Source organism: Streptomyces sp. NPDC055103 (assembly GCF_053607625.1).
The window spans coordinates 49,868-68,984 of sequence record NZ_JBSGTX010000009.1 but is presented as its reverse complement, the minus strand read 5'-3'; the positions used below and the strand labels follow the sequence as shown (position 1 = coordinate 68,984).

At 68.6% G+C, this 19,117-nt stretch carries 16 protein-coding genes and 1 tRNA gene; 8 read left to right on the top strand and 9 right to left on the bottom strand.

What is annotated here, in order from left to right; translation table 11 throughout:
* Positions 1–95 precede the first annotated feature (95 nt).
* The 9 genes from ACWFR1_RS08645 to dnaA all read right to left on the bottom strand — a co-directional run bounded on the left by ACWFR1_RS08645 (position 96) and on the right by dnaA (position 12,735).
* Positions 96–169: transfer RNA gene (locus tag ACWFR1_RS08645), tRNA-Ile, on the bottom strand.
* A gap of 99 nt (positions 170–268) precedes the next feature.
* The gene (locus tag ACWFR1_RS08640) at positions 269–853 is read right to left on the bottom strand and encodes a DUF3566 domain-containing protein (protein ID WP_453548072.1); all 585 of its coding nucleotides are present in this window, start codon (positions 851–853) and stop codon (positions 269–271) included.
* A gap of 106 nt (positions 854–959) precedes the next feature.
* Positions 960–3,584, bottom strand: coding sequence for a DNA gyrase subunit A (gene gyrA / locus ACWFR1_RS08635; protein ID WP_453548070.1), 2,625 nt, complete (start codon positions 3,582–3,584; stop codon positions 960–962).
* A 41-nt stretch (positions 3,585–3,625) separates the two neighbouring features.
* Positions 3,626–5,653, bottom strand: a complete 2,028-nt coding sequence (gene gyrB, locus ACWFR1_RS08630; protein WP_453548067.1) for a DNA topoisomerase (ATP-hydrolyzing) subunit B — start codon at positions 5,651–5,653, stop codon at positions 3,626–3,628.
* Positions 5,654–6,125: 472 nt separating this feature from the next.
* Positions 6,126–6,695 carry a DUF721 domain-containing protein gene (locus ACWFR1_RS08625; RefSeq protein ID WP_453548065.1) on the bottom strand — a complete coding sequence of 190 codons (570 nt, stop codon included), beginning with the start codon at positions 6,693–6,695 and terminating at the stop codon, positions 6,126–6,128.
* Positions 6,692–7,813 carry a DNA replication/repair protein RecF gene (gene recF, locus ACWFR1_RS08620; RefSeq protein ID WP_453548063.1) on the bottom strand — a complete coding sequence of 374 codons (1,122 nt, stop codon included), beginning with the start codon at positions 7,811–7,813 and terminating at the stop codon, positions 6,692–6,694. Before recF ends, ACWFR1_RS08625 begins: the two co-directional genes overlap by 4 nt.
* A 59-nt stretch (positions 7,814–7,872) precedes the next feature.
* A complete protein-coding gene (gene gnd, locus ACWFR1_RS08615; RefSeq protein WP_141298773.1) occupies positions 7,873–8,751 on the bottom strand; it encodes a phosphogluconate dehydrogenase (NAD(+)-dependent, decarboxylating) in 879 nt (292 codons plus the stop codon).
* 195 nt (positions 8,752–8,946) lie between these two features.
* Entirely contained in the window at positions 8,947–10,077 is a 1,131-nt protein-coding gene (dnaN, locus tag ACWFR1_RS08610) for a DNA polymerase III subunit beta (protein WP_453548060.1), read from the bottom strand.
* An 897-nt stretch (positions 10,078–10,974) separates the two neighbouring features.
* Complete coding sequence (dnaA, locus tag ACWFR1_RS08605) at positions 10,975–12,735, bottom strand: chromosomal replication initiator protein DnaA (RefSeq protein ID WP_453548058.1); 1,761 nt, start codon at positions 12,733–12,735, stop codon at positions 10,975–10,977.
* Positions 12,736–13,132: 397 nt separating this feature from the next.
* On the opposite strand from dnaA, the gene rpmH reads away from it, so the two are divergent.
* The 8 genes from rpmH (at position 13,133) to ACWFR1_RS08565 (ending at position 19,091) form a co-directional block, all read left to right on the top strand.
* Complete coding sequence (gene rpmH, locus ACWFR1_RS08600) at positions 13,133–13,270, top strand: 50S ribosomal protein L34 (RefSeq protein ID WP_006381191.1); 138 nt, start codon at positions 13,133–13,135, stop codon at positions 13,268–13,270.
* Between the two features lie 21 nt (positions 13,271–13,291).
* Positions 13,292–13,663: a ribonuclease P protein component gene (rnpA, locus tag ACWFR1_RS08595; RefSeq protein WP_079037505.1), complete on the top strand. Its 372-nt coding sequence runs from the start codon at positions 13,292–13,294 to the stop codon at positions 13,661–13,663.
* The gene (gene yidD, locus ACWFR1_RS08590) at positions 13,660–13,986 is read left to right on the top strand and encodes a membrane protein insertion efficiency factor YidD (RefSeq protein ID WP_015034858.1); all 327 of its coding nucleotides are present in this window, start codon (positions 13,660–13,662) and stop codon (positions 13,984–13,986) included. Before rnpA ends, yidD begins: the two co-directional genes overlap by 4 nt.
* A gap of 3 nt (positions 13,987–13,989) precedes the next feature.
* Complete coding sequence (gene yidC, locus ACWFR1_RS08585) at positions 13,990–15,324, top strand: membrane protein insertase YidC (RefSeq protein WP_453548055.1); 1,335 nt, start codon at positions 13,990–13,992, stop codon at positions 15,322–15,324.
* Between the two features lie 14 nt (positions 15,325–15,338).
* Positions 15,339–15,851 (top strand): Jag family protein, encoded by a 513-nt coding sequence (locus ACWFR1_RS08580; RefSeq protein ID WP_453548053.1) that lies wholly within the window; start codon positions 15,339–15,341, stop codon positions 15,849–15,851.
* A 116-nt stretch (positions 15,852–15,967) separates the two neighbouring features.
* Entirely contained in the window at positions 15,968–16,684 is a 717-nt protein-coding gene (gene rsmG, locus ACWFR1_RS08575; protein ID WP_453548051.1) for a 16S rRNA (guanine(527)-N(7))-methyltransferase RsmG, read from the top strand.
* 236 nt (positions 16,685–16,920) lie between these two features.
* Complete coding sequence (locus ACWFR1_RS08570; protein WP_453548048.1) at positions 16,921–17,997, top strand: ParA family protein; 1,077 nt, start codon at positions 16,921–16,923, stop codon at positions 17,995–17,997.
* Entirely contained in the window at positions 17,994–19,091 is a 1,098-nt protein-coding gene (locus tag ACWFR1_RS08565; RefSeq protein WP_453548046.1) for a ParB/RepB/Spo0J family partition protein, read from the top strand. The genes ACWFR1_RS08570 and ACWFR1_RS08565 overlap by 4 nt, the downstream gene beginning before the upstream one ends.
* Positions 19,092–19,117 lie beyond the last annotated feature (26 nt).

Sequence of the window (19,117 nt, the reverse complement as noted above, 5' to 3'; positions counted from 1 at the left end):
ACCTGTACGAGTTTCAAACCCCCGCCGCGCCCTTGTCTTCCCCTGACAAACGAAATCGACCCGGACGGAGTAACCGTCCGGGTCGATCGATACTGTGGGGCTAACAGGATTTGAACCTGTGGCCTCATCCTTATCAGGGATGCGCTCTAACCAACTGAGCTATAGCCCCGCCGCGCTTTGCGGTGTGTGTCCCGCGCGCTGACTCCTGAAGATTAGCGCACGTGGGGGCCAGTCCCAAAATCCGTTCCTTGGGTCGGCCCCACACGTCCTACTCGTCTTCGGCGAGCGTGAGCTCCACACCGCCGACGAAGCCGGCCGACAGGTTGTAGATGAACGCGCCCAGCGTCGCCAGAGCGGTCATCAGGACGACGTCGATCACGGCGATCACCGAGGTGAACATCAGGACCCGCGGCAGCGACAGGAACGACTGCAGGTCGAAGCCGTTGGACTCGTTCGAGCCCGTCGCCTCGCTGATCGTGCCGCCGACGGTCGAGAAGACGCCCATGGCGTCCATGACCATCCACAGCACCGCCGCGGCGACGACCGTGCAGATGCCCAGTGCGATGGAGAGCAGGAAGCTCACCTTCATCACCGACCACGGATCGGCCTTGGCCACCCGCAGCCGCGCCTTGCGCGTACGGGGCGTGGTGCGCGCCCCCGTACGCGGCCGGCGCACGGCAGCGGCGCCCGTGTGGCCGCCCAGCGTCCCGCCCGCCTGACCGCCCGGCGCCGGAGCGCCGTACGCCTGCGGCGGGTGGTACGGGCCGCCCGGCTGCTGCGCACCCGCGCGCTCGCCGGGCAGTGGCCCGCTGTAGGTCTCGTACGAGGGCTGCTGCCCCCGGCTGTCCGTCACCGCAACCCCCTGGGAGTCCGTGGCGGGGCCACGGGCGCCGTTCGCTCCAGCACCAGCAGAAGCTCCGGCGGCCGCCGATCCGGCGCCCGTGGCTCCACTCACGCTCTTACTCCTCGTGCTCCCCGGCCGAGGGCTCCGTGCCCTCGACTGCCTCGGCCTCGACCGATTCGACCTCAGCCGATTCGATCACCTCGACGGCGCCCTCGGCGTCGTCGATGTTCTCGATGTCCTCGTCCTCGCTGCCGGCCTCGGCGTTCCGCGCGATACCGACGACGGCATCGCGCTTGCCCAGGTTGATCAGCTGGACGCCCATGGTGTCACGGCCGGTCTCCCTGACTTCGTTGACTCGCGTACGAATCACACCGCCGGACAGCGTGATGGCGAGGATCTCATCGGTCTCCTCCACCACCAGCGCGCCCACGAGCGAGCCACGGTCCTCCACGATCTTGGCGGCCTTGATGCCGAGGCCGCCACGGCCCTGGACGCGGTACTCGTCGACGGGGGTGCGCTTCGCGTACCCGCCGTCGGTCGCGGTGAAGACGAACGTACCGGGCCGGACGACATTCATCGAGAGCAGTTCGTCGTCCGCGCGGAAACTCATGCCCTTGACGCCCGAGGTGGCGCGTCCCATCGGGCGCAGAGCGTCGTCCGTTGCCGTGAAGCGGATCGACTGCGCCTTCTTGCTGACGAGGAGCAGATCGTCCTCGGACGAGACCAGTTCGGCCCCGATCAGCTCGTCGTCGCCGCCGCCCTCGGTCTCCCGGAGGTTGATGGCGATGACACCGCCGGAGCGCGGCGAGTCGTAGTCCTTCAGCGCGGTCTTCTTGACCAGGCCGGCCTTGGTGGCGAGCACCAGGTACGGCGCGGCCTCGTAGTCGCGGATCGCCAGGATCTGGGCGATCTGCTCGTCCGGCTGGAAGGCCAGCAGGTTGGCCACGTGCTGGCCGCGCGCGTCCCGGCCGGCGTCCGGCAGCTCGTACGCCTTGGCCCGGTAGACCCGGCCCTTGTTGGTGAAGAAGAGCAGCCAGTGGTGGGTGGTGGAGACGAAGAAGTGGTCGACGATGTCGTCCTGCTTCAGCTTCGTCCCGCGCACGCCCTTGCCGCCGCGCTTCTGCGAGCGGTAGTCCTCGGTCTTCGTCCGCTTCACGTAGCCGCCGCGGGAGATCGTGACGACGATGTCCTCCTCGGCGATCAGGTCCTCGATGGACATGTCACCGTCGAAGGGGACGAGCTTGGAGCGGCGGTCGTCGCCGAACCGCTCGACGAGCGCCGCGAGCTCCTCGCTGACGATCGACCGCTGGCGCTCCGGCGAGGCCAGGATCGCGTTGTACTCGTTGATCTTGGCCTGGAGCTCGTCGTGCTCGGCGACGATCTTCTGGCGCTCCAGGGCGGCGAGCCGGCGGAGCTGCATCTCCAGGATCGCGTTGGCCTGGATCTCGTCGATCTGGAGGAGGTCCATCAGGCCGCCGCGGGCGACCTCGACCGTGTCGCTGCGGCGGATGAGCGCGATGACCTCGTCGATCGCGTCGAGCGCCTTGAGCAGACCGCGCAGGATGTGGGCGCGCTCCTCGGCCTTCCGCAGCCGGAACTTCGTCCGGCGGACGATGACCTCGATCTGGTGCGTCACCCAGTGGCGGATGAACGCGTCGAGCGAGAGGGTGCGGGGCACGCCGTCGACGAGCGCCAGCATGTTCGCGCCGAAGTTCGTCTGCAGGTCGGTGTGCTTGTAGAGGTTGTTCAGCACGACCTTGGCGACGGCGTCGCGCTTGAGCACGATGACCAGGCGCTGACCTGTGCGGGACGAGGTCTCGTCGCGGACGTCGGCGATGCCGCCGACCTTGCCGTCCTTGACGAGGTCGGCGATCTTCTGCGCGAGGTTGTCGGGGTTGGTCTGGTACGGAAGCTCCGTGACCACCAGGCACTGGCGGTTCTGGATCTCCTCGACCGCGACGACCGCGCGCATCGTGATCGAGCCACGGCCGGTGCGGTACGCCTCCTCGATGCCCTTGCGGCCGACGACGAGCGCGCCGGTCGGGAAGTCCGGGCCCTTGATCCGCTCGATCAGCGCGTCGAGGAGCTCCTCGTGGCTGGCGTCGGGGTGCTCGAGCGCCCACTGGGCACCGGCCGCGACCTCGCGGAGGTTGTGCGGCGGGATGTTGGTGGCCATACCGACGGCGATGCCGGCGGAGCCGTTGATCAGCAGGTTCGGGAAGCGGGACGGCAGGACCGTCGGCTCCTGGTTACGGCCGTCGTAGTTGTCCTGGAAGTCGACGGTCTCCTCGTCGATGTCCCGGAGCATCTCCATCGACAGCGTCATCAGCTTGCACTCGGTGTACCGCATGGCGGCAGCCGGGTCGTTGCCCGGGGAACCGAAGTTGCCGTTGGAGTCGACGAGCGGCATCCGCATCGACCAGGGCTGGGCGAGGCGGACGAGCGCGTCGTAGATCGAGGAGTCGCCGTGCGGGTGGTACGTACCCATGACGTCACCGACGACGCGGGCGCACTTGTAGAAGCCCTTCTCGGGCCGGTAGCCGCCGTCGTACATCGCGTACAGCACGCGGCGGTGGACGGGCTTGAGGCCGTCCCGTACGTCGGGCAGCGCGCGGGACACGATGACGGACATCGCGTAGTCGAGGTACGAGCGCTGCATCTCGGTCTCGAGCCCGACGGGCTCGATCCGCAGGACGGGCCCCTGGTCTTCGGTGGTGCCGGGAGTGATTTCGTCGGCCATTGCTGGTCGTCAGTCCTTTCGTACGGTCAGCTGAGGCCGACTCAGATGTCGAGGAAGCGAACGTCCTTGGCGTTGCGCTGGATGAACGAGCGCCGTGCCTCGACGTCCTCGCCCATCAGCACCGAGAACAGGTCGTCGGCCTGCGCCGCGTCGTCCAGGGTGACCTGGCCGAGCACACGGTGCTCGACGTCCATGGTCGTGACGCGCAGCTCCTCGGCGTTCATCTCACCGAGGCCCTTGAAGCGCTGGATCGAGTCTTCCTTGATCCGCTTGCCGTTCTGCTTGCCGAGCGCGACGAGCGCGTCCCGCTCGCGGTCCGAGTAGGCGTACTCGAAGTCGTCCCGGCCCCACTTGATCTTGTAGAGCGGCGGGCGCGAGAGGTAGACGTGACCGGCCTCGACCAGCGGCCGCATGAAGCGGAAGAGGAAGGTCAGCAGCAGGGTGTTGATGTGCTGGCCGTCGACGTCGGCGTCCGCCATCAGGATGATCTTGTGATAGCGGAGCTTCTCGATGTCGAAGTCCTCGTGGACCCCGGTGCCGAAGGCCGAGATCAGCGCCTGGACCTCGGTGTTCTGCAGGATCTTGTCGATCCGGGCCTTCTCGACGTTCAGGATCTTGCCGCGGATGGGCAGGATGGCCTGGTACATCGGGTTTCGGCCGGACTTGGCCGAGCCGCCGGCGGAGTCACCCTCGACGATGAAGATCTCGCACTTGGCGGGGTCGTTCGACTGGCAGTCGGAGAGCTTGCCCGGCAGCGACGCCGACTCGAGCAGGCCCTTGCGGCGGGTCAGGTCGCGCGCCTTGCGGGCGGCCACGCGCGCGGTGGCGGCCTGGATCGACTTGCGGACGATGTCCGCGGCCTCGACCGGGTTGCGGTCGAGCCAGTCGTTGAGGTGCTCGTAGACCGCCTTCTGGACGAAGGTCTTCGCCTCCGTGTTGCCCAGCTTGGTCTTGGTCTGGCCCTCGAACTGCGGCTCGCTCAGCTTGACCGAGATGATCGCGGTCAGACCCTCGCGGATGTCGTCGCCTGTGAGGTTGTCGTCCTTCTCGCGGAGCAGCTTCTTGTCGCGCGCGTACTTGTTGATCAGCATGGTCAGCGCCGCACGGAAGCCCTCCTCGTGCGTGCCGCCCTCGTGGGTGTGGATGATGTTGGCGAAGGAGTACACGCCCTCGCTGTAGCCGCTGTTCCACTGCATCGCGACTTCGAGGGAGAGGGCCTTGTCCTTGTCCTCGGCCTCGAGGTCGATCACGGTGGGGTGGATCAGCTCGCCCTTGCGCGAGTTGAGGTACTTCACGAAGTCGACGATGCCGCCCTCGTAGTGGTACTTCACCGTGCGCGCGGCGGCCTCGGAGGGCTCCGCGTCCGGGTCGTCCGCGCCGACCGTGGCCTTCGCCGACTCGCGCTCGTCCGTGAGCGTCAGGGTCAGGCCCTTGTTGAGGAAGGCCATCTCCTGGAAGCGGCGCGCGAGCGTCTCGAAGGAGTACTCGGTGGTCTCGAAGATGTCCGGGTCGGCCCAGAAGGTGACCGAGGTGCCGGTCTCGTCGGTGGCCTCGTGCTGCGCTAGGGGCGCGGTCGGGGCGCCCATCTTGTAGTCCTGCGTCCAGCGGTGACCGTCCGTCTTGATCTCGACGGCGATCCTGGTGGAAAGGGCGTTCACGACGGAGACACCGACACCGTGGAGACCGCCGGAGACGGCGTAGCCGCCGCCGCCGAACTTGCCGCCCGCGTGCAGCACGGTCAGCACGACCTCGACGGCCGGCTTGCCCTCGGAGGCCACGATGCCCACCGGGATACCACGGCCGTTGTCGATGACGCGGACGCCGCCGTCGGGCAGGATCGTCACGTCGATGGTGTCGGCGTGGCCGGCCAGGGCTTCGTCGACCGAGTTGTCGACGACCTCCTGCACCATGTGGTGCAGACCGCGCTCGCCGGTCGATCCGATGTACATGCCAGGGCGCTTGCGCACCGCATCCAGGCCCTCAAGGACCTGGATGTTGCTGGCGGTGTACTGGTTGTTCTCGTTGGGGTTGCCGGAATCGGCCACGAAGCGCCCTTTCTGGCACAGCACAGGCCGTTCTCCGGGCATACGGGAGCGGCTGCGTCGTTCGACTTGTTCCGCAGGGTGGCGGGATTGTCTCCCAGTCTACCGGTAGCGCCGACACTCATGGGGGTTTGCCGGTCCCTGAGTCCGCATGTGCCGCCCTGAGCAGACCCAAGACGACTCCCCATATCCAGACAGGGCCCCCAGAGCCCTCTGACGGCCACCCAGCGCTTCGGGTCGTAGCGGGGTGTGGACACCGCCGCACCGCGCTGTGCGCATGCGTCCCGCCCGGGGCGGAACGGGGCGGGAACGAGGGGCGACGGGAGGCGACGGGGGCGACGGGAGGCGCGACTGGGGGCACGAGGCCCACCAGCTCCGGCGGCTCCGCCTGGGACCCGCACCGTGGCGTCTTCTCCCCGTACCCGCACCGTGGCGCCCTCCGCCTGGACCCGCACCCTGAGGACCTGGGCCCCTACCGCGACGCCGCAGCCGACAACTCCTACCCGTACGTGTCCCCGGGCCCCACGGACCCCGGCGCCCTGAGCGGCCCGTACCCCCGCCGGGGGGCGCCAGGCCCCAGCACCTTGATGACCCGTACCGTCCCGTGCCCGAGGTCCTCGTTCAGACGGGCCACCAGCCGCGGCGCCAACAGCCGCAGCTGCGTGGCCCACGCGGTGGAGTCGCACTGCACGGTGAGGACCCGCGCGTCCGGCTCGTCGTCGAACTTCAGCGGTACGCAGTGCTTCGCCAGGTCCTCGCCGACGATCTGCGGCCAGCGCCCCATCACCCCGCCGACCGCCGCCGGGGTCTCCCAGCCGCGCTCGGTGATCAGCCGGTTGATCGCCGCGCCGAGCGCCATCGGGTCACGCCCGTCGGCACGCGCGCCGGAGCGCAGCCCGCCCCCGCGCCGGGCCTGCTTCTTCTGCTGGGCGGCGGCGCCCCGCGCCTTCGCCTGCTCCTTGGCCGCGCGCAGCGCGACCCGCGCCAGGTCGATGCCCGAGGCCTCGGGCACCTTGGGGCCCTCCGGCGGCTCCGGCGCCCCGGCCCCGAGGGGCGGCTGCTCGCTCATACCCGCTCCACCGTCCCGCCGGCCACCTTGTACCGCGTCCCCGCGAGGACCCCCGGCACGTCGTCGTCCACCGCCGCCGTCACCAGCACCTGCTCACCGCCGGCCACCAGCTCCGCGAGCCGCTCGCGCCGCCGCGCGTCCAGCTCGGCGAAGACGTCGTCGAGGACGAGGACCGGCTCGTTGCCCTCGGAGCGCAGCAGGTCGTACGAGGCGAGCCGCAGCGCCAGCGCGTACGACCAGGACTCCCCGTGACTCGCGTACCCCTTCGCCGGCAGCTCGCCGAGCTTCAGCAGCAGTTCGTCCCGGTGCGGTCCGACGAGCGTGACACCCCGCTCGATCTCCTGCTTCCGGACCTCGGCGAGGGCGGCGGTCAGCTGCTCGTACAGCTCCTCGCGGGTGTGTCCGGCGCCCGGCGCGGAGGGGCGGTACTCCAGCAGAATCGGTCCGCCGCCCGGCGCCAGCTGGTCGTACGCCTTGTCGGCGAGCGGCTGGAGGGTGTGGATGAGGTCGAGGCGCTGCGCCAGCAGCTCCGCCCCGGCCCGCGCGAGGTGCTGGTCCCACACGTCGAGCGTGGAGAGGTCCATGCCGCGGCCGCCGTGCCGCCGGGCCATCGCCGCCGACTTCAGGAGCGTGTTGCGCTGCTTGAGCACCCGCTCGTAGTCGGAGCGCACGCCCGCCATGCGCGGTGTGCGCGCCGTGATCAGCTCGTCGAGGAAGCGGCGCCGCTCGCCTGGGTCGCCCTTCACCAGGGCGAGGTCCTCCGGCGCGAACAGCACCGTCCGGACGATGCCCAGCACGTCACGCGGTTTGACCTGCGAGGACCTGTTGATACGGGCACGGTTGGCCTTGCCCGGGTTGAGTTCGAGCTCGATCAGCTGGGAGCGCTCGCCCTGGGTGACGGCGGCCCGGATGACCGCGCGCTCCGCGCCCATCCGCACCAGCGGGGCGTCCGAGGCGACGCGGTGGCTGCCGAGGGTCGCGAGATAGCCGACGGCCTCGACGAGATTGGTCTTGCCCTGGCCGTTCGCGCCCACGAACGCGGTGACGCCCGGGTCGAGCGGAACCTCGACCCGGGCGTACGAGCGGAAGTCGGCCAGCGACAGATGCGTGACGTGCATGGTGGGCGCCGACCTTCTTCCCCCGGCGGCTGTGCACCGCGGGGTGCACAGCCTGTGGATTACTTCTTCGTCTCGACCGCGTGGCCACCGAACTGGTTGCGCAGCGCGGCGATCATCTTCATCTGCGGGGAGTCGTCCTGACGGGACGCGAACCGCGCGAACAGCGAGGCGGTGATCGCCGGCAGCGGTACGGCGTTGTCGATGGCGGCCTCGACGGTCCACCGGCCCTCGCCGGAGTCCGACGCGTAGCCGCGCAGCTGGTCCAGGTGCTCGTCCTCGTCCAGCGCGTTCACCGCGAGGTCCAGCAGCCAGGAACGGATGACCGTGCCCTCCTGCCAGGAGCGGAAGACCTCGCGCACGTCGGTGACGGAGTCGACCTTCTCCAGGAGCTCCCAGCCCTCGGCGTAGGCCTGCATCATCGCGTACTCGATGCCGTTGTGGACCATCTTCGCGAAGTGGCCGGCGCCGACCTTGCCCGCGTGGACCGAGCCGAACTCGCCCTCGGGCTTGAGCGCGTCGAAGATCGGCTGGACCTTCGCCACGTCCTCGGCGGAGCCGCCGTACATCAGCGCGTAGCCGTTCTCCAGGCCCCAGACGCCGCCGGAGACGCCGCAGTCGACGAACCCGATGCCCTTGGCGGCGAGCTCCTCGGCGTGCTTCTCGTCATCGGTCCAGCGGGAGTTCCCGCCGTCCACGACGATGTCGCCGGGGGAGAGCAGATCGGCCAGCTCGTCGATCGTGGACTGGGTCGCGGCACCGGCCGGAACCATGACCCACACGACGCGCGGGCCCTTGAGCTTGCCCACAAGCTCTTCGAGGCTGTGGACATCGGCGAGGTCCGGGTTGCGGTCGTATCCGATGACGGTGTGGCCTGCGCGGCGGATGCGCTCGCGCATGTTGCCGCCCATCTTGCCGAGACCGACGAGACCGAGCTCCATCAGAGATTCCTTAAGCGTCGTGTGCGGTTTACCCGGGTCCGAGCCTACGCCCGGCCCCCGGTGCACACCTGTGGGGTCAGCCGCTCAGGCGACGACCCCCACGAGCATCGGTCGCAGGCCCTCAGCCGCTGAGGTGGACCGGCATTCTGTGCCTTTCCGGGGCAACCCCCGGACCCCGGCATGGACCACCAGGCGTCAGCCGCTGAGCCGCACCGGCATGATCAGGTACTTGTAGGCCTCGTCCGCCTCGGCGTCCAGGGCGGGCTTGCCGCTGAGCAGCGCCGGCTTGGTGGACGTCGTGAAGGAGAGCTGGGCGACCGGGGAGCCGATCGCGCTCAGGCCTTCGAGCAGGAAGGTCGGGTTGAAGGCGATCGAGATGTCGTCACCCTCCAGCTGCGCGTCCACACGCTCCACAGCCTGTGCGTCGTCGCTGGAGCCGGCCTCCAGGATCAGCACGCCCTGCTCGAAGCTCAGCCGGACCGGGGTGTTGCGCTCGGCGACCAGGGCCACGCGCTTGACGGCCTCGACGAAGGGCGCGGTCTCGATCACCGCGACCGAGTTGAACTCGGTGGGGAAGAGCGTGCGGTACTTCGGCAGATCGCCCTCGAGCAGCCGGGTGGTGGTGCGGCGGCCCGCGCCCTCGAAGCCGATGAGGCCCTCGCCCTTGCCGGAGCCCGAGAGCGCCAGCGTGACCGTGTCGCCGCTCGTGAGGGCCTTCGCGGTGTCCAGGAGGGTCTTCGCGGGCACCAGGGCGACCGCGGAGGCGTCCGGGGACTCCGGCTTCCACAGGAACTCGCGGACCGCGAAGCGGTAGCGGTCGGTGGAGGCCAGGGTGACCGTGTCGCCCTCGATCTCGATGCGCACACCGGTGAGGACCGGCAGCGTGTCGTCACGGCCGGCGGCGATGGCCACCTGCGCGGCGGCGGAGGCGAAGACCTCACCGGGGACGGTGCCCGTCGCGGTGGGCATCTCCGGCAGCGAGGGGTACTCCTCCACCGGCAGGGTGTGGAGGGTGAAGCGGGAGGAGCCGCAGACCACGGTCGCCCGTACACCGTCTGTGGAGATCTCCACCGGACGGTTGGGGAGGGCGCGGCAGATGTCGGCGAGCAGCCGGCCGGAGACGAGGACGGTGCCGTCCTCCTCGACCTCGGCCTCGACCGAGACCCGGGCGGAGACCTCGTAGTCGAAGCTCGAGAAGCTCAGCGCGCCGTTCTCGGCCTTCAGCAGAAGACCCGCGAGTACGGGAGCCGGGGGACGGGCCGGGAGGCTGCGGGCCACCCAGGCCACCGCCTCGGCAAGTACGTCGCGCTCCACCCGGATCTTCACCGGAACCGCCTCCTGCTTGTTGCTGGCTCTTCGTCGACTGCGGGAACCAGTCTGACGTACGCCGCCGACACTCGGTGCTGCTCGGGGTCAAGTCGCGACGAGGGCGCGTCGGAGCTCCGGCGCCGAGTTGTGCACAGGCCCCACTTCGAAGCGGATTCCTAGCTAACTCTAAGTGGGAGTAGTAGTAGGGCCTGTGGAAACGGTGGATAACGTCGTTTTCGCAGGTCAGACCCGTTTTTTTGTCCACCGACCCTGTGGGCGGAACCCGTGGAAAACCGGGGTTCTCTGTGGACACCAAAAAGTTCTGCACACCCGGTACACAGGTCATGGGGAGTTCTCCCCAGCGCTGTCCCCAGCTTTACCCACGTTCCCCACAGCCCAACCGTCCCCCTTGGTGTGACGGCTTTCACTCGACGCGGTGAGACGGGGTGATTCGTTGCCGAACAGTGGACAGGGGTGTGGAGAAGCTGTGGGCAACCGACGACCCCCTGTGGGCAGCCAGTGGACAACTTTCCGGGCCCCCTGTGGACGAAGATTTCATCCACAGGCTGTGGAGAAGAGTTGCCAACAAATCCCCAAGGGTCTGACCTGGGGTGATGATCTGTCACCAGTCCGGCCTGTGGACACAATCCGGATAACTCGACAGTCCCCACCCTGTGGACGGGAGATCATCCCCCAATCTGTGGAGAACCCGCCACCGGAACGGAGTAATCGAACACTCCGCGCTCGTACACAGCTGTGCACAGGGAACAGGAACACGGCGGAAGCACCCCCGGAACGGGTCCGAGAACGCCGAAGGGCGCCCCAGGAGGTGTCCCGGGGCGCCCTTCGGCACTGCTGCGGAGGCTCTGTCGTGGCCCTGTTGTGGCCCTGTCGCGGCGGTGCCGCGGCGGTCCGTCAGCCGTTCTTGATGCGGTTCGTGAGCTCGGTGACCTGGTTGTAGATGGAGCGCCGCTCCGCCATCAGGGCCCGGATCTTCCGGTCCGCGTGCATCACCGTCGTATGGTCGCGGCCGCCGAACTGCGCACCGATCTTCGGCAGCGACAGGTCCGTCAGCTCACGGCACAGGTACATCGCGATCTGCCGTGCCGTCACCAGGACGCGGCTGCGCGACGATCCGCAGAGGTCCTCCACCGTCAGCCCGAAGTAGTCGGCCGTGGCCGCCATGATCGCGGGGGCGGTGATCTCCGGCGAGCTGTCCTCGCCGCCGGGGATCAGGTCCTTCAGGACGATCTCGGTGAGGCCGAGGTCCACCGGCTGCCGGTTGAGGCTCGCGAAGGCCGTCACCCGGATCAGCGCGCCTTCCAGCTCGCGGATGTTCCGCGAGATCCGGGAGGCGATGAACTCCAGCACCTCCGGCGGGGCGTTGAGCTGCTCCTGCACCGCTTTCTTGCGGAGGATCGCGATGCGCGTCTCCAGCTCGGGCGGCTGCACATCGGTGGTGAGGCCCCACTCGAAGCGGTTGCGGAGCCGGTCCTCCAGGGTCACCAGCTGCTTGGGCGGCCGGTCCGAGGAGAGCACGATCTGCTTGTTGGCGTTGTGCAGCGTATTGAAGGTGTGGAAGAACTCCTCCTGCGTCGACTCCTTGCTCGCGAGGAACTGGATGTCGTCGACGAGCAGGATGTCCACATCGCGGTAGCGCTTGCGGAAGGCGTCGCCCTTGCCGTCGCGGATCGAGTTGATGAACTCGTTGGTGAACTCCTCGGAGCTCACGTACCGCACGCGCGTGCCCGGGTAGAGGCTCCGCGCGTAGTGGCCGATGGCGTGCAGCAGGTGGGTCTTGCCGAGCCCCGACTCCCCGTAGATGAAGAGCGGGTTGTACGCCTTCGCCGGCGCCTCGGCCACCGCGACGGCGGCGGCGTGCGCGAAGCGGTTCGAGGAACCGATGACGAAGGTGTCGAAGAGGTACTTGGGGTTCAGCCGCGCGTGCTGCTCGCCCGGCTGCCCGGCGCCCTGTCCGGAGGAAGAGGAACCGGGGCCGCCGTGGACCGGACCGCCGCCCGGCCGGGGACCGGGGCGGGGGCCGCCGTGGCCCTGCGGGTCGGGAAGCTCGGCGCGCTCGGACCGCTGCGGCTGCTCGTATCCCCGGGAGGGCTCGTCGTAGCGGGACTGCCGCGACTGCTCAGGACCGGTGTACGGGGCACGCTCCTGGTAACCGCCGAGCCGCGGCTGCTGCCAGGAAAGGTCCTCCTGCGTGCGCGGCCAGGCGCCGGGGTCGGGCCGCTGCGGCTGCTGGTAGTCCGGGTAGGCCGGGCGCGCGGTGGGCAGCCCGTCGTCGGGCATCGGACGGTGACCGTAGCCTTCGTACTTCTCGTACGGCTCGTGCTGCGGGCGCTCGTCGTAGCGGGGCTGCTGCGTGGGCGGCGCCGGCGGGGTCGGTTCGCCGACGGAGTCGTCGACGGTGATCGCGATCCGGATCGGGCGTCCGCACTCACGGCTCAGGGTCTCGCTGATCAGCGGGGCGAGCCGGCCCTCGAGGACGCGCTTGCCCCACTCGTTGGGTACGGCGAGGAGAGCGGTGTCCGCGACCAGGGCCAGCGGCTGGCAGCGCTCGATCCACTGCTTGTCCTTGGCCTCGATCCCCTGCTGGCCCTCGCCGAGGAGGTACTCGAGGACGCGTGGCCACACTGCGGCAAGATCGGCAGGTACGTCAGCCACGGGGCACGCTTTCTCGCAGGTCCCCACGATGGTGTGGTTCTCGGGGACGGTGGGTCGAAGTCCGTGAGGACGGGTCCGTTGAGGACAGGTGAGGACAGAACGGAAAAGACTGTGGAGTCTCACCACGGTAGTCGGGGCGGCTGACGTGGTTCAAGTTGTTGTCCACAGCCTGTGCATAATGGACCATGGCGACAGGTCGGTTTGACCGGATGGCGTAGCCGCGCGTACCGTGACCAGGTCGAGTTGTCGATGGCTGCTGCCGCCTGCCTCCGATGGGCAAAGATCACTCTTCTGTGATCGCGAAGCGGTGCTATCGGGCGTTACGAGCTACTCGTGGGCGCACGGTGACAGCCAGGCGATGTCCCGCCACCACCCGAATCATTTCTGGAGCCCCCGAGTGAGCAAGCGCACCTTCCAGCCGAACAACCGTCGTCGCGCGAAGACCCACGGCTTCCGCCTGCGCATGCGCACCCGCGCCGGCCGCGCCATCCTGGCGAACCGCCGTGGCAAGGGTCGCGCGAGCCTGTCCGCCTGATCCACTTAAACAGGTCATGACGTGCTGCCTACCGAGAATCGGCTGAGGCGGCGCGAGGACTTCGCAACCGCGGTACGCCGAGGTCGCCGGGCCGGTCGCCCGCTCCTCGTCGTCCACCTACGCAGCGGTGCAACGGACCCGCACGCGCCTGGGGAGAGCGCTCCCCCGACGCGTGCGGGTTTCGTCGTGAGCAAGGCCGTAGGCGGCGCGGTCGTACGCAACCAGGTGAAGCGTCGTCTGCGCCATCTTCTCCGCGACCGACTCATCGAGCTGCCCCCCGGTAGCCTGGTGGTCGTACGGGCGTTGCCCGGAGCCGGTGACGCCGATCACGCACAGCTGGCCCGAGACCTGGACGCCGCTTTTCAGCGGCTGCTGGGAGGGGGCGCGCGATGAAGTACCCGCTGCTGGCTCTCATCAAGCTGTACCAGTGGACGATCAGCCCTCTTCTGGGGCCCGTCTGCCGGTACTACCCGTCGTGTTCCCACTACGGATTCACGGCCATCGACCGGCATGGCGCGATCAAGGGCACGGCCCTGACCGCCTGGCGCATCCTGCGGTGCAACCCGTGGTCGCCCGGCGGTGTGGACCATGTCCCCCCGCGGAAGCGCCCTCGCTGGCACGAAATGCTGAGGAACGCGCTGCGCGGCGACAAGGGCGGGTCCACCGCCGAGACGAGCCCGGCCGCAGAGACCTCGCCCAATGCTCAAGGAGCCTGATTAGTGGACACGATTGCCAGTCTGTTCAGCTTCATCACCACACCTGTCTCATGGGTGATCGTCCAGTTCCACAAGGTGTACGGGGCGATCTTCGGTCCTGACACGGGCTGGGCCTGGGGCCTGTCCATCGTGTCCCTGGTGGTGCTGATCCGTATCTGCCTGATCCCGCTGTTCGTCAAGCAGATCAAGTCGACCCGGAACATGCAGGCGCTCCAGCCGAAGATGAAGGCGATCCAGGAGCGTTACAAGAGCGACAAGCAGCGTCAGTCCGAAGAGATGATGAAGCTGTACAAGGAGACGGGTACCAACCCGCTCTCCTCGTGTCTTCCCATCCTGGCGCAGTCGCCGTTCTTCTTCGCGCTCTACCACGTGCTGTCCAACATCGCCGAAGGCGACGAGGTCGGCGTGATGAACCAGGCGCTGGTCGACAGCGCCCGGAACGCCCACATCTTCGGTGCCCCCATCGCCTCGAAGTTCATGGACAGTGCCGCTGACGTCGCCGCTCTCGACGCCTCGATCACCTCGGTCCGCATCGTCACCGCGGTCATGATCATCATGATGTCGGCCTCGCAGTTCTTCACCCAGCGCCAGCTGATGATGAAGAACGTCGACCTCACGGTGAAGACCCCGTACATGCAGCAGCAGAAGATGCTCATGTACATCTTCCCGGTGATCTTCGCGGTCATGGGCATCAACTTCCCCGTCGGTGTCCTCGTCTACTGGCTGACCACCAACGTGTGGACCATGGGCCAGCAGATGTACGTGATCAACCAGAACCCGACCCCGGGTAGCAAGGCGCAGGACTCCTATCTCCAGCGTCTGCTGAAGAGCATCACCACTCACGAAGAGGTCCGCGGCCGGCGCCGCAAGGCCATCGTGAAGGTGATCGTCGCCAAGAGCACCAGCGACCGCAACGAGAACGAACGCCGCTTCTTCTCGGGCCTGACCAAGGCCGGCTTCGTCGCCCAGGCCGACGGCACCGTGATCAAGGGCGACACGATCGTGGCGGAGTCCGAGGGTGGCGCCGCCGCCAAGCGCCAGCAGCCCAAGCGTCAGACCAAGGCTCAGCGCCAGGCGGCCGCAGCGCAGCAGGCCGTGGCGAAGGATGCCGAGGAAGGCTCCGAGCAGGCCGCCGAGCAGACGACCACCTCGCTTGAGAAGAAGCCGCAGGATTCGGCGAAGGCCGACGCTGAGGGCGAGACGAAGGACGAGGCGCAGGACCAGGCGCAGGGCGACAAGCCCGCGCGTCCCCGTGCCAACTCCGGAGGCTCCCGCCAGGGCAAGTCCGGTCAGCGCAAGGGCCAGCAGCGGCCCAAGCACCCGTCGTCCAAGAAGTAAGAAGGAGACCATCCGTGACGGAAGGCATCACCTCCGCCGCCGCCGAGGGTGGCGACACCCTGACCCGCCTGGAGCAGGAGGGTGAGATCGCGGCCGACTACCTCGAGGGTCTCCTCGACATCGCCGACCTCGACGGTGACATCGACATGGACGTCGAGGCGGACCGCGCCGCGGTCTCGATCGTCAGCGACTCCAGCAGCCGCGACCTGCAGAAGCTCGTGGGCCGTGACGGCGAGGTCCTGGAGGCTCTCCAGGAGCTGACCCGCCTGGCGGTGCACCGTGAGACCGGCGACCGTAGCCGGCTCATGCTCGACATCGCTGGCTTCCGCGCCCAGAAGCGCACCGAGCTCGCCGCGCTCGGTGCCAAGGCCGCGGACGAGGTGAAGTCCAGCGGCCAGCCGGTCAAGCTGGACCCGATGACCCCGTTCGAGCGCAAGGTCGTGCACGACGCGATCGCCGCCGCCGGTCTGCGCAGCGAGTCCGAGGGCGAGGAGCCGCAGCGCTTCGTCGTCGTACTCCCGGCCTGATCCCTCTCGTAGTGTCGGCCCCGTCTGTTCGCAGGCGGGGCCGATCTTTGTCAGCCTGATAGTCAGCCACCACAGTGCGCCCGCAGGATTGCGTGCGGTACGGAAGGACGGTTCCCGTGACGGAGGCAGCGGAGCTCCCGGAGGCGCCGGAGCAGGCGCGGACAGTCTTCGGTGAGTACTTCCCGGAGGCCGTGCGGTACGCGGAGCTTCTCGCGGACGCGGGTGTGAAGCGTGGCCTGATCGGGCCGCGTGAGGTCCCGCGGCTGTGGGAGCGCCACCTGCTGAACTGTGCCGTCCTCGCGGAGGCCGTCCCCGAGGGCGTCACGGTCTGCGACGTGGGCTCGGGCGCCGGTCTGCCCGGCATCCCGTTGGCTCTGGTCCGGCGCGACCTCAAGATCACCCTCCTGGAGCCGCTCCTTCGCCGGACGAACTTCCTCCAGGAGGTCGTCGAGCTGCTCGGCCTCGACCATGTGACCGTGGTCCGCGGTCGCGCGGAGGAGATGCTGGGCAAGATCACGCCCGTCCATGTGGTGACCGCCCGCGCGGTGGCTCCGCTGGACCGGCTGGCCGGCTGGGGTGTTCCGCTACTCCGCCCGTACGGCGAGATGCTGGCCCTCAAGGGCGACACCGCCGAGGAGGAGCTCAACGGCGCCCGCGCCGCGCTCTCCCGGCTCGGTGTGGTGGAGACCTCGGTGCTGCACGTCGGCGAGGGCATCGTGGATCCGCTGACCACGGTCGTCCGGGTGGAGGTCGGCGAGAGCCCGGGCGGTGTGCGGTTCGCGGCCAAGCGTGCCAAGGCAGCCCGGACGAGCAAGACCCGTCGACGCCGCTGAGCGTCGCATACGTACCATTTCGGAGTGTCGACCGGCTCCGACCGGGCAGCAGGGGCATGGTGTTTCACGTGAAACGTCGCTCCCTGCTGCAGGGGATCATCAGCCGCGGTCGCGCGGCTGCCACGCCCCGGGACCGTAAGCCCCGCGTGAAACCACTCGCGAGGGTTACGGAGTTGTCCACAGAGGTGGATTCACCCACAGAACCACCGACCTCGCTGGTTCGCGACCCCGAAAGCATGGCAGGCTCTGCTCATCGCGAGCCTGAAGCCGAGGAGAGTGAATCCTTGCGGTCCGACGCCAACATCGCGGGACCGATGACCGATCCGGTCCCCGGTCCCCGAACCGAATCGGTGGGGGAGGATGTTTCACGTGAAACATTGCCCCCGATGGACGACACCCCCATTGGTCGTGCTGCCCAACTGGCAGTAGAAGCCCTGGGTCGTGCCGGTGAGGGACTTCCCCGACCGGCCCAGACACGCGTGATGGTGGTCGCCAATCAGAAGGGCGGGGTGGGCAAGACGACCACGACGGTCAACCTTGCCGCCTCCCTGGCACTGCACGGCGCCCGGGTCCTGGTCATCGACCTGGACCCGCAGGGCAACGCCTCCACAGCGCTCGGCATCGACCACCACGCCGAGGTCCCCTCGATCTACGACGTGCTGGTCGACAGCCGGCCGCTGTCCGAGGTGGTGCAGCCGGTCCTGGACGTCGAGGGCCTCTTCTGCGCCCCCGCCACGATCGATCTCGCCGGTGCGGAGATCGAGCTGGTGTCGCTGGTAGCGCGTGAGAGCCGGCTGCAGCGGGCGATCCAGGCCTACGAGCAGCCGCTCGACTACATCCTCATCGACTGCCCGCCCTCGCTCGGCCTGCTCACGGTCAACGCCATGGTGGCGGGCGCCGAAGTGTTGATCCCGATCCAGTGCGAGTACTACGCACTGGAGGGCCTCGGTCAGCTCCTGCGGAACGTCGAGCTGGTGCGCGGCCATCTGAACCCGGGGCTTCACGTCTCGACGATCCTGCTCACCATGTACGACGGCCGGACGAGGCTCGCCTCCCAGGTCGCCGACGAGGTGCGCACGCACTTTGCCGAGGAGGTGCTGCGGACCAGCATTCCGAGGTCCGTCCGCATCTCCGAGGCACCGAGTTACGGCCAGACGGTTCTCACGTACGACCCGGGCTCCAGCGGCGCCCTGTCGTACCTGGAAGCCGCCCGTGAGATTGCCCTGCGGGGTGCTGCCGTGCACTACGACCCGCAGCACGCCCATGCAGGGCACCAGAACAACCAGCGCAGCATGTCGGAGGGGATCCAGTGAGCGAGCGACGTAGGGGATTGGGGCGTGGGCTCGGTTCGCTGATTCCTTCGGCTCCCCAGGAACGGCAGACGCCGCTGGTCGGCGTCGGAGCGGGTGCGGCCTCCGCCGGTGCCGGTCCTGCCCTGCCCTCGGAGCGCGGCGTGGCCGCCGCGAAGCTGGCGTCGCTTCCGCACAGCAGCCAGTCCCCCGACTCGGCTGCGTCATGGAGCGGGGCAGAGGCGGTGGCGCTGCCGGAGGTCCAGGGTGGGGCCTACTTCACCGAGCTTCCGATCGATGCCATTGTTCCCAACCGCCACCAGCCACGTGAGGTCTTCGACGAAGACGCCCTGGCGGAGCTTGTCGTCTCCATCAAGGAGGTCGGCCTGCTCCAGCCCGTAGTGGTGCGCAAGGTCGACGACGAGCGCTATGAACTCGTCATGGGTGAGCGTCGCCTGCGGGCGTCGACGACCGCAGGCCTCGAGCGGATCCCGGCGATCGTCCGGGACACCGACGACGAGAAGATGCTGCTTGACGCTCTTCTGGAGAACCTTCACCGTGCCCAGCTGAACGCGATCGAAGAGGCTCACGCCTACGAGCAGCTGCTCAAGGACTTCGGCTGCACCCATGACCAGCTCGCGGAGCGGATCGGGCGGTCCCGCCCGCAGATCTCGAACACCCTGCGTCTGTTGCGTCTCTCTCCGCCGGTGCAGCGGAGGGTCGCCGCCGGCGTGCTCTCCGCCGGCCACGCCCGGGCCCTGCTCGGTGTGGAGGACGCGGAGGCCCAGGACCAGCTCGCCTACCGGATCGTCGCCGAAGGCCTCTCCGTGCGTACCGTCGAGGAGATCGTGAGCCTCATGGGCTCCGAGGAGCCCGTCGCGGTCAAGCCGAAGGGCCCGCGTGCCGGGGGACGTGTCTCGCCCGCGCTGACCGATCTCGCTTCTCGGCTCTCGGACCGCTTCGAGACCCGGGTGAAGGTCGACCTGGGACAGAAGAAGGGCAAGATCGTCGTCGAGTTCGCCTCGATGGACGATCTGGACCGGATCCTCTCCACCCTCGCCCCCGGCGAGGGGAAGGTCATGGATCACAAGATCGCCGAGCAGAGCGAGCAGGGCTGACGTTCCTCCTGCACTGAGGCCGCCAA